The sequence below is a fragment of the Micromonospora sp. NPDC049580 genome, from assembly GCF_040675595.1.
Taxonomy (GTDB): domain Bacteria; phylum Actinomycetota; class Actinomycetes; order Mycobacteriales; family Micromonosporaceae; genus Micromonospora.
On sequence record NZ_JBFAPG010000191.1, the window covers coordinates 1 to 10645 of the forward strand.

Annotated in this window: 13 protein-coding genes; all 13 read left to right on the plus strand. The window is 72.8% G+C overall.

The features are described 5' to 3' along the window. Position 1: 1 nt before the first annotated feature. Positions 2–739, plus strand: coding sequence for an FtsQ-type POTRA domain-containing protein (locus AB0J68_RS17150; protein ID WP_363939312.1), 738 nt, complete (start codon positions 2–4; stop codon positions 737–739). Between the two features lie 245 nt (positions 740–984). Further along, on the plus strand, positions 985–2100 hold the full coding sequence (ftsZ, locus tag AB0J68_RS17155; RefSeq protein WP_234588050.1) for a cell division protein FtsZ: 1116 nt from the start codon (positions 985–987) through the stop codon (positions 2098–2100). 9 nt (positions 2101–2109) lie between these two features. Continuing rightward, a complete protein-coding gene (locus AB0J68_RS17160) occupies positions 2110–2853 on the plus strand; it encodes a YggS family pyridoxal phosphate-dependent enzyme (protein ID WP_354856137.1) in 744 nt (247 codons plus the stop codon). 189 nt (positions 2854–3042) lie between these two features. Continuing rightward, positions 3043–3738, plus strand: a complete 696-nt coding sequence (gene sepF / locus AB0J68_RS17165) for a cell division protein SepF (RefSeq protein ID WP_354856138.1) — start codon at positions 3043–3045, stop codon at positions 3736–3738. A gap of 30 nt (positions 3739–3768) precedes the next feature. Then, positions 3769–4074 (plus strand): YggT family protein, encoded by a 306-nt coding sequence (locus AB0J68_RS17170; RefSeq protein ID WP_088949372.1) that lies wholly within the window; start codon positions 3769–3771, stop codon positions 4072–4074. A gap of 44 nt (positions 4075–4118) precedes the next feature. Next, positions 4119–4925: a DivIVA domain-containing protein gene (locus AB0J68_RS17175; protein ID WP_007463015.1), complete on the plus strand. Its 807-nt coding sequence runs from the start codon at positions 4119–4121 to the stop codon at positions 4923–4925. Positions 4926–5005: 80 nt separating this feature from the next. Next, a complete protein-coding gene (locus tag AB0J68_RS17180; protein WP_363939314.1) occupies positions 5006–5770 on the plus strand; it encodes a hypothetical protein in 765 nt (254 codons plus the stop codon). Between the two features lie 5 nt (positions 5771–5775). After that, positions 5776–6087 carry a DUF167 domain-containing protein gene (locus AB0J68_RS17185; protein WP_354856140.1) on the plus strand — a complete coding sequence of 104 codons (312 nt, stop codon included), beginning with the start codon at positions 5776–5778 and terminating at the stop codon, positions 6085–6087. A gap of 22 nt (positions 6088–6109) precedes the next feature. Then, positions 6110–7609, plus strand: a complete 1500-nt coding sequence (locus AB0J68_RS17190) for a potassium/proton antiporter (RefSeq protein WP_354856141.1) — start codon at positions 6110–6112, stop codon at positions 7607–7609. Positions 7610–7831: 222 nt separating this feature from the next. Beyond that, the gene (locus AB0J68_RS17195; protein ID WP_007463005.1) at positions 7832–8251 is read left to right on the plus strand and encodes a TraR/DksA C4-type zinc finger protein; all 420 of its coding nucleotides are present in this window, start codon (positions 7832–7834) and stop codon (positions 8249–8251) included. Between the two features lie 65 nt (positions 8252–8316). Then, complete coding sequence (gene lspA, locus AB0J68_RS17200; protein ID WP_354856142.1) at positions 8317–8931, plus strand: signal peptidase II; 615 nt, start codon at positions 8317–8319, stop codon at positions 8929–8931. Beyond that, entirely contained in the window at positions 8928–9872 is a 945-nt protein-coding gene (locus AB0J68_RS17205; protein ID WP_354856143.1) for an RluA family pseudouridine synthase, read from the plus strand. Before lspA ends, AB0J68_RS17205 begins: the two co-directional genes overlap by 4 nt. 42 nt (positions 9873–9914) lie before the next feature. Then, on the plus strand, positions 9915–10645 hold a 731-nt coding region (locus tag AB0J68_RS17210; protein ID WP_363939317.1), incomplete at its 3' end, for a hypothetical protein.

Consider the following 10645-nt stretch of genomic DNA (forward strand, 5'->3'; position numbering starts at 1 on the left):
GTTGGTCCGGGCCGGCAGCGACGCGGTGCCGGCGTCGACCCGCCGCTTCATGGCCCGGGCCCGGCAGCGCCGGATGCGGGCGGCGTTGCCGTGGGCGGTGGCCGCCGGGGTGCTGGCCCTGCTCGGGATGGTCGCCTGGACGGTCCTCGGTACCGGGCTGCTCGGGGTCCGCACGGTGACGGTCGAGGGCGCCAGGCTGGTCACGGACGTGCAGGTGCGCGACGCGGTGGGGGTGGCCGACGGGGTGCCCCTGGCCCGGGTGGATCTGGCGGCCGCCGCGCGTCGGGTCGGCGCGTTGGCGCCGGTGGAGCGGGCCACGGTGTCGCGGGACTGGCCGGGCACGCTTGTGGTCCGGGTGACCGAGCGGACGGCGGTGGCGGTGGTGCCGCAGGCGGACACGTTCGCGCTTGTCGACCGCAGCGGCGTGGCGTTCCAGACGGTGGCCCGCCGCCCCGCCGGGCTGCCGCTGGTGCAGGTGGCCCGGCCCGCCGCCGACGACCCGGACACCCGGGCCGCGCTGGAGGTGCTCGGGGCGCTGACCCCGCAACTGCGGGCCGAGCTGGTGGAGCTGAGGGTGGAGGGGCTGGCCCGGATCAGCCTGCGGCTGCGCGGAGACCGCGCGGTGGTCTGGGGCGACGCCACGCGGGGTACGGACAAGGCCCGGGTGGCCACCGCGTTGCTCGACGAGGACAGCAAGCGCATCGACGTGAGCGCGCCGGACGTGGTGACCTTCCGCTGACCGGCGAGCGTGCTCCGGACGTGACGAGTCGCGCTCCGGCGGCGACACGCCGGTCAGGTCCTTGGCTCATCGCGTGGTGGCGCTTACGTTGCCCCGAAGAGGTTCAGTGGTTGACATAACTGTAAGCCTCTAGTAGAGGGTGAGGGTTCACCCCTGACTCTCGCTGGTGACAGCTGTCGTCGGCCGCTGGTCTGGCCACGCCGTACCCGGTCGGCCGAAGCCAATCTCGAAGGAAAGGACCGGAGATGACACCTCCGCACAACTACCTGGCGGTCATCAAGGTCGTCGGCATCGGGGGCGGCGGCGTCAACGCCGTCAACCGGATGATCGAGGTTGGGCTCAAGGGCGTCGAGTTCATCGCGATCAACACCGATGCCCAGGCGCTGCTGATGAGTGACGCCGACGTCAAGCTCGACGTCGGCCGGGAGCTGACCCGTGGCCTGGGGGCCGGGGCCAACCCGGACGTCGGCAAGAACGCCGCGGAGGACCACCGCGACGAGATCGAAGAGGTGCTCAAGGGCGCCGACATGGTCTTCGTGACCTGCGGCGAGGGTGGCGGCACCGGCACCGGCGGCGCGCCCGTGGTGGCCAACATCGCCCGCAAGCTCGGCGCGCTGACCATCGGCGTGGTGACCCGCCCGTTCTCCTTCGAGGGCAAGCGCCGCCAGGTGCAGGCCGAGACGGGGATAGACGAACTCCGCAACCAGTGCGACACGCTCATCGTCATCCCGAACGACCGGCTGCTGGCGCTCGGTGACCGCAACATCAGCATGATGGACGCCTTCCGCACGGCCGACCAGGTGCTGCTCTCCGGTGTGCAGGGCATCACCGACCTGATCACCACCCCGGGTCTGATCAACCTGGACTTCGCCGACGTCAAGAGCGTGATGAGCGGCGCCGGCAGCGCGTTGATGGGCATCGGCAGCGCCCGCGGGGAGAACCGCGCGGTCGAGGCTGCCGAGGCGGCCATCTCCAGCCCGCTGCTGGAGCAGAGCATGGACGGCGCTCGCGGCGTGCTGCTCTCCATCGCCGGCGGCTCCGACCTGGGCCTGTTCGAGATCAACGACGCGGCCCAGCTGGTCACCGACGCGGCCCACCCGGACGCCAACATCATCTTCGGCGCGGTGATCGACGACGCGCTCGGCGACGAGGTGCGGGTGACTGTCATCGCGGCGGGCTTCGACGGTGGCACGCCGGCGTACAAGGCGGCCGAGCCGACCCGCAAGACCAACACCAACCAGCCGGCGCCGCAGAGCACCCCGGTGCCGCCGCCGGCCACCCTGCCGGCTCCGGCCCAGTCGCCGCGCCGGGTGCTCTTCGACGACGTGGACGTGCCCGACTTTCTCAAGAACGGTTCCTGAGCGCCGCCGATGACCGACAGTTCAGCCACGGTACGACCGGACCGCCGCGCCGAACTCGCGGCCGGCCTGGCCCAGGTGCGAGCCCGGATCGCCGACGCCTGCGCGGACGCGGGCCGGGACCACGCCGACGTCACGATGATCGCCGTGACCAAGACGTACCCGGCCGGGGACGTGCTGGCGTTGGCCGGGCTCGGGGTGACCGACATGGGGGAGAACCGTGACCAGGAGGCGGCCGGCAAGGCCGCCGAGGTGGCTGCGGCAGGCGTACGCCCCCGCTGGCACTTCATCGGGCAGTTGCAGCGCAACAAGGCCCGCTCGGTCGTCCGCTACGCCGACGTCGTGCACTCGGTGGACAGCGTGCGGCTGGCCCGCGCGCTGGGTAACGCGGCGGCGGAGCGGGAACGGCCGCTGGACGCCCTGGTGCAGGTGAGCATCGACGGCGACCCGGCGCGCGGCGGCGCGTTGCCCGACTCGGCCGATGAGGGCGCGGGGCTGGAGGCGGTCGCCGCTGCGGTGGCCGACGCGCCCGCGCTGCGGTTGGCCGGTCTGATGGCGGTGGCGCCGCTGGGGTGGTCGCCGGAGCGGGCCTTCGCCCGACTGGCCGAGGTGGCCGAGGCGTTTCGGACGCTCCATCCGGGAGCGACAGCGTTGTCGGCGGGAATGAGCGGCGACCTGGAAATCGCGATCCGATACGGCGCGACACATGTCCGCGTCGGTAGCGCGTTGCTCGGAATGCGTCCCACGCTGCGGTAGCCTGACCGCGAGACAGGCAAATTACATCAGTGTTGTTTCAGGGCGGCGGATCCTTGTGGGGGTCGTGACGCGCGACGCGAATCGCGCGCCAGGGGGATTGCCGTTCCGGTCCGATGGGCATGGTTGTCCACTCGCGACGGGCGACATGGCACGGGGGCGAGTGCCGCACGGCGGACGGAAGGGCGCGGGATGGGTGCACTGCGCAAGGCGGGGGTCTGGCTCGGTCTCGTCGAGGAAGACGACGAGCGGGCCTACGACGACGGTGGCTACGACAAGGGTGGCTACCGCGACTCGCGGTACCGGCAGAGCCGGTACGCCGAGGAGTTCGCCGACGAGGACGACGACGACACCGAGGAGCCACCGGCTCCCCGGCCGCGCTCCAGCGAGCGGGGCCGGCTCTCCGAGCGGTCCACCGGGCGTGGCGGCGAGTCCGACCGCGGTGACGGTGAGCGTCCGGAGCGGGCCGAGCGGTCCAGCGTACGGTCGATCACGCGGTCCTCGGCCGGCGACACGTCGGGCGCGCTGACGTACCACACGCGCGACAATCTGGCCCTCGCGCCGCAGGCCGCGACGCGGGAGCGCGTGGCCGTGCCCGAGGAGGAGCAGCGGTACCAGATCACCACGCTGCACCCGACCACCTACCGCGAGGCGCGCACCATCGGTGAGCACTTCCGCGACGGCGTACCAGTGATCATCAACCTCACCGAGATGGACGAGGCCGACGCCCGCCGTCTGGTTGACTTCGCGGCCGGTCTGGCGTTCGGGCTGCGCGGTACGATCGAGCGCGTGACCAATCGGGTGTTCCTGCTCTCACCGGCCAATGTCCAGGTCACCGCGGAGGACAAGGCCAAGATCGCTGAGGGCGGTTTTTTCAGCCTGAGTTGACCCCGCCCGACCCGAGGGACGTCGCTGACCGTGTTGTCGATCTTACTGCAAGTGCTGTACCTGGTCCTTTATGTCTTCCTGCTTCTTCTTCTGTCCCGGTTCGTGTTGAGCGCCGTTCTGCAGTACGGCCGGCGGTGGCAGCCGGGACGCGGCGCATCGGCAGGACTGGAATCCGTGTGGAGCGTCACTGATCCCCCTCTCAACGCGTTGAGGCGTGTGATCCCTCCGCTGCGAATTGGTACCGTGAGCATCGACCTGGCCTCCCTTGTGCTCCTGGTTATCCTGTTCGTGCTGATGGAGTTCGTGTTAGGGCCGTCGATCAGGGCATCTGCCTGATGACCGACGCGCTTTCGCGGCCGCAACTGACCCGAGGAGTTTCGATGCCGCTGACCCCGGCCGACGTCCACAACGTCGCCTTCAAAAAGCCGCCGATCGGCAAGCGGGGGTATGACGAGGAGGAGGTCGACGCTTTCCTGGACGAGGTGGAGCGCGAGCTCGCCCGTCTCATCGAGGAGAACAACGAGCTGCGCGCCCAGGTGGAGCGCGGCGGCCGTGGCGGTGCCCCCGCCGGCCCCGGCGGCGACGCCCGACTGGCGGCGGAGCTCAACGACGTCAAGGCCCAACTGGACCGGGTGCAGCGCGACAAGTCCGCTGCCGAGCAGGCCGCCCGCGCCATGCAGGCCGAGCTGGAGCAGGTCCGCGCGACCGGCGGCCCGGCCGGCGGCGTCACCGGTGACGGTGAGCAGCAGGCCCTCCGCGTGCTGATGATGGCCCAGCGCACCGCCGACGACCACGTGTCCGACGCGCGCCGCGAGGCCGACCAGCTGCTGTCCGAGGCCCGCAGCAAGGCCGAGGAGGTGACCCGCGAGGCGCGCGCGAAGGCCGACGCCCTGGAGCGGGACGCCCGCCAGCGGCACCAGGAGGCCATGGGCGGCCTGGACGCCAAGCGCACGGCCCTGCAGAAGCACATCGAGGAGCTCAAGCAGTTCGAGCGCGAGTACCGCACCCGGCTCAAGGCGTACCTGGAGAGCCAGCTGCGGGACCTCGACGGTCGCGGCCAGGGCCTCGAAGCCGAGATGACCCGCTCCGAGGCAGGCCGGGTCGCCGGCGGCAACGGGCTGGCGGCGGCAGGTCTCGCCGGTTCGTACGGCGGCGGGCGCTCCGGCGCCCTCGAAGCCGGACGCTGAGCACCGGCCGGCGATCGCTGTCCGCAGATGGTGACGGTCGCCGGCCCTGCCTGGACGGTACGACGCGGCGGGGGTGAGCCGTGATAGTCGCGAGTCTTCTGCTCATCCTCGTCGCTGTGGTGCTGCTGGTGTTCGGTCTGGCCGGTGGCTCCAGCATTCTGTTGACCATTTCCATCGCGGCCAGTCTGCTGGCCGCCGTCGCGTTGGTGGTGGGCGCCCGCCAGGCAGCCGCCAACCGCGCGACGGCGGATCCCGGTCGGGCCGGTCCGCGGGACCGCGCGACATTCCGCAGGGCCAGCCAGGCCCAGCCGGGTTTCGCGTACGGTCCACCGCTGGCCGAGCCGGATGTGCCGGTCCAGCACGTACCTTCGACGGTCGGCAACGGCGGCACCGGGTGGCGGCAACCACCCGAGCCGCCGTCCGACCCCGACGCGGCCCCGCCCTTTGACGCGGCCCCGTCCTTTGACGCGGCCCCGCCGTTCGAGCCCGAGGCGCCGTTCGTGACCCCGGCCGACGGGTCACGCTCCTCGTCCGTCAGCCCGGCATCGCCCTTCGTGGCCCGGGGCGACGAGGCGTACCCCGCCGACACGATGTCGGTCGACGCGCTGGCCGACGAGCCGGCCGAGCAGCCGATCACCCCGGCCGAGGCGGCCCGGGTCTCCCGGCTGCCCGACCCCGTCGTGGTGGTCGACGGGCGGCCCCGCTACCACCTGGCCGGGTGCCGACGCCTGGCCGGCCGGGTGCCCGAGACTCTTCCGGTCGCCGAGGCCGTCGAGCTGGGCTTCACGCCGTGTGCGACGTGTGCGCCGGCCACCGCCCTGCTCACCGACGCCCGGCCGATCTGAGAGCCGTGTCGGTGCCCCCGCAGGACGCGCTCACCGTCGCGGTACGGGTGAAGCCTGGCGCCTCCCGGAACACCGTCGGCGGCCGCTTCGACGGCACGTACGGGCCCGCCCTGGTGATCGCGGTCCACGCTCCGGCTGTGGACGGCCGGGCGACCGAGGCGGCCCGCCGCGCCCTCGCCGACGCGTTGGGGGTCCGGGCGGCCGCGGTGTCGCTGCGCACCGGCGCGACCAGCCGGGACAAGCTGTTCGTCGTCGACCGGCCCGGCCCCGAGCTGACCGACGTGCTGCACCGACTGCGCGACGGATCCGCAGGGTGAGGACCGCCCGGGCTCGGCAACCGTGACGCCCGGGCTGGACATCGCATTGCTGCTCGGCGCGGCCGTGCTGCTGGTGGCGGTCGGCGCCGTCCGGCTCTCCAGCCGCCTCGGGGTGCCCAGCCTGCTGTTCTACCTGGCGCTCGGCGTGGCCATCGGCGAGGCCGGGCTGGGTATCCGCTTCGACGACGTCGAGTTGACCCGGACCCTCGGCTTCTGCGCGCTCATCGTGATCATCGCCGAGGGTGGCCTGACCGCCCGGTGGAGCGCGCTGCGCCCGGTCCTCGGGTTGGCCTCCGCGCTCTCCACGGTCGGCGTGATCGTCAGCATCGTGGTGGTCGGCATCGCCGTACACCTGTTGTTGGGTCTGGACTGGCGGCTGGCGTTGCTCTACGGCGCGGTGCTCTCCTCCACCGACGCGGCAGCCGTGTTCGCCACCCTGCGACGGCTGCGGCTGCCACCGCGGCTGGTGGCCACACTGGAGGCCGAGTCGGGCATGAACGACGCCCCGGTGGTGCTGCTGGTGGTGCTGCTGTCGCACGCGGGCTGGTCGCATCCGTGGTGGTACGAGGTCGGCCTGGTCTGCTACGAGCTGGGCGTCGGCGCGGCGGTGGGCGTGGGCGCGGGCCTCGCCGGTACGTGGGCGCTGCGCCGGGCGGCGCTGCCGTCCGCCGGGCTGTACCCGATCGCGGCGGTGGGGATCACCGTCCTGGCGTACGCCGCCGGCGCCGTGCTGCACGCCTCGGGCTTCCTCGCCGTCTACGTGGCCGGGGTGCTGCTGGGCAACGCCCGGCTGTCGCACCGGCAGGCGATCCTCGGCTTCGCCGACGGGCTGGCGTGGGTCGCCCAGATCGGGCTGTTCGTGCTGCTCGGGTTGCTGGTCTCGCCGGGCCGGCTGGACGCGGCGGTGCTGCCGGCGGTGGTCGCCGGTCTGGCGCTGGTGCTGCTGGCCCGGCCGCTGTCGGTGGCCGTCTCGGCGTTGCCGTTCCGGCTTGGCCTGCGGGAGCAGGCGTTCCTGTCCTGGGCCGGGCTGCGCGGGGCGGTGCCGATCGTGCTGGCCACCATTCCGCTCTCGGAGCGGGTGCCGGGCGCGGAGCGCCTCTTCGACGCGGTCTTCGTGCTGGTGGTGATCTTCACGTTGGTGCAGACCAGCACGCTCGGTCCGTTCGCCCGCTGGCTGGGGACCACCGCGCCGGCCGAGGCCACCGAGATCCACGTGGAGACCGCGCCACTGGAGCGGATGCGGGCCGATCTGCTCCAACTTGAGGTGCCTCCGGGCTCACGGCTGGCCGGCGTGCACGTCGACGAGTTGCGATTGCCGCTGGGCGCCTCGGTGACCCTCGTGCTGCGCGACGGGGTGGGCTTCGTGCCCGGCCCGGACACCCGGCTGAAAACCGGCGACAGCCTGCTGATCGTCGCCACCGGTGGGGTGCGCGACGCCGCCGAACGGCGGCTGCGGGCGGTCAGCCGACGCGGTCGGCTGGCCCGATGGTTTGGCGAGTACGGGGATGAGGCGGTCGGTTGATCTGCTAGCGTTCCCTTTGCCCCGGTTAGGCAGGGCTCGGGGCTGTTGAGCGGTGCGACGGTGCGCCACGTTGTCGGACGCCTGTACGTTCCGTATTCTTGCCAACCTCCGGAGTGCGCGGCCATCGTCGCCGTGCGCCCCTTTTCGTACTTGGGGGACGCCTTCGTCGGCGCCCCTGACCAGGTGCCGCGACCGAGCGGCTCCGCGGCCGAGGAGCGACCCATGGCGAAGCCAGCCGACACCAGGACCGCCGGCCGCAAGCCGGTGGCCAAGGCCACCCGCAGCGCGGCGGAGACCGAGAAGATCCGGGCGGCGCTGGCGGCGCGGCGGGACGAGCTGCGCGCCGAGTACGATCAGACGCTGAGCGAGATCACCGAGCTGCAGCGCGATCGGTTGACGGACTCGGCCGGGGACGACCAGGCCGACACCGGGACCAAGACGTTCGAGCGGGAGCAGGAGATCTCTCTCGCCAACAGCATTCTGGAACGGATCACGCAGGTCGAGCGCGCCCTGGAGCGCCTCGACGAGGGTGGTTACGGCTGGTGCGAGCGGTGCGGCAACCCGATCCCGGTCGAGCGCCTCGCCGCCTTCCCGTCGGCCACCCTGTGTGTGACGTGCAAGCAGTTGGAGGAGCGGCGCTGACGCCCGGTCCCCGTCTGCGATGAGGCGGTGAGCGATCACCGCCGAGACACCTCGATGGGGAGCGCATGACCGCAGCACCGCCCGCCGACCCCGGCCGTACCGACCCGGGCGGCGGCAAGCCCCGGCCCCGGGCCGTCGCGATCCTCGCCGGGGTGGCCCTGGTGGCCCTGGTGGCCGACCTGCTTACCAAGCACCTCGCGCTGGCCGCGCTGAGCGACCGGGAGCCGGTCCGGGTGCTGGGTGGGCTGGTCTACCTGAGCCTGACCCGCAACAGCGGCGCCGCGTGGAGCATCGGTGCGAACTACACCTGGGTGTTCCCGCTGATCACCATCGGCGTGGTCGGCTGGATCGTCTGGATGGCGCTGCGGCTGCGTTCCCTGCCGTGGGCGATCTCCCTCGGCCTGGTGCTCGGTGGCGCGCTGGGCAACCTCATGGACCGGATCTTCCGGGCGCCCGCTCCGTTCCACGGTCACGTGGTCGACATGATCAGCGTCTTCGGGCCGTACGGCGAATATTTCCCGGTGTTCAACCTGGCCGACAGCTCGCTGGTCTGCGGTGTGCTGCTGGCCGTGCTGCTGGAGCTGACCGGTCGCCAGCGTGACGGGCGGCGGGCCGGCCGTGACGGCGCCCCCGCCGACGCGGACGCCACCGCCGACGCCGAGCAGAGGGAGCGGGCATGACCTCCGCGTTCGCCGCCGGTGGCGACCACCGTTCGCTGCCCGTGCCCGACGGCCTCGACGGCATGCGCCTGGACCAGGCGGTGTCCCGGCTGTTCGGCCTCTCCCGTACCGCAGCCGCCGCCCTGGTCGACGCGGGCGACGCCCTCGTCGACGGCGCTGCCCGGCCCAACTCCCACAAGGTCAAGGCCGGCTCCTGGCTGGAGGTCACGCTGCCCGCCCCGGTCGCCCCACCGACCGTGGTGCCGCAGGCGGTGCCCGGCCTGCGCGTCGTGTACGCCGACGACGACATCGTGGTGGTGGACAAGCCGGTGGGCGTGGCCGCGCATCCCAGCCCGGGGTGGACCGGCCCGACGGTGATCGGTGCGCTCGCCGCGATCGGGCACCGCATCTCCACCAGCGGCGCCGCCGAGCGGCAGGGCGTGGTGCACCGTCTCGACGTGGGCACCACGGGGATCATGGTGGTGGCCAAGAGCGAGCAGGCGTACACGGCGTTGAAGCGGGCCTTCAAGTACCGCGAGGTGGACAAGGGCTACCACGCGGTGGTGCAGGGGCACCTGGACCCGCTGCGGGGCACCGTGGACGCGCCGATCGACCGGCACCCCACCCACGACTACCGCTGGGCGGTGGTGTCCGGCGGCAAGCCGAGCATCACCCACTACGACACCCTTGAGGCGTTCCCGGCGGCCAGCCTGGTCGATGTGCGATTGGAGACCGGCCGGACGCACCAGATCCGGGTGCACTTCTCCACGCTGCGGCACCCCTGTGTCGGTGATCTCACCTACGGCGCCGATCCCACCCTCTCGGCCCGTCTCGGCCTGGCCCGACAGTGGCTGCACGCCCGCGAACTGAGCTTTTTGCACCCCCGTTCGGGGGACGAGGTCCGGTTCGTCAGCGACTACCCTGACGACCTGGAACGTGCGCTTGAGATCCTGCGTGACTGAGCGGCGACCACCCGACATCGATCCGACGAGGGGATCCCGCCTGTGCGCGCCGGCGACCTGCTGCGGCAGCTGGACCAACAGCTGCTGCCGCCGCTGACCCGGGCGGTGGCCCGTCTCGGTGACCGGTCGGGGCGGTCCGGGGTGCTCACCTGGGCCGCCGTGCTCTCCGCGGCGGCGGTCCTGGGCACCGCAGTGTGGGCCGCCGACGATGCTCCGGTGGGCGACCGGACGGTTGGCGAGGTGACCCGCGTCGGGGTGGCCGACGGCGACTGGGTCCCCGGCTACCTGCGTTCGGCCGCGGCCGATCTGGCCGCGCTGAGCCCGACGGCCCCGGCCACCGGGGACGGGACGTACGCCCTGGTGATGCTCGACGCGTACCTTCCGCCGCAGCGGCTGGCCGCGGTGCTCGGTGACGTGTCGGTGTCGACGGTCTTCGGCCGGGTGCCGCTGCCCGGCCGGCAGACCGAGATCGTCCGGATCCCCGCGTCGCGGGTGCCGGACGACGTGGTCGCTCAGATGGCGCAGGTGGCCGCCCGCAAGGACGGCGAGGCCGCCGACTACCGGGCCAGGGCCGCCGCGGTGCGCGGCGACGGCGCCGCCGAGCGCGAGCTGCGCCAGCGGTACGTCACCGGGGCAGACGTGGCGAGCGCCGAGGCGGCGGCGTACCGCACCGGCTGCGCCTGCGTCTACGCCGCGGTGGTGCGTGCGGCGCCGGAGGTGCTGCGCGGCGTGGCCGCCCGCCCGATCGACGGCCCGCACGTCCGGGCGGGCGG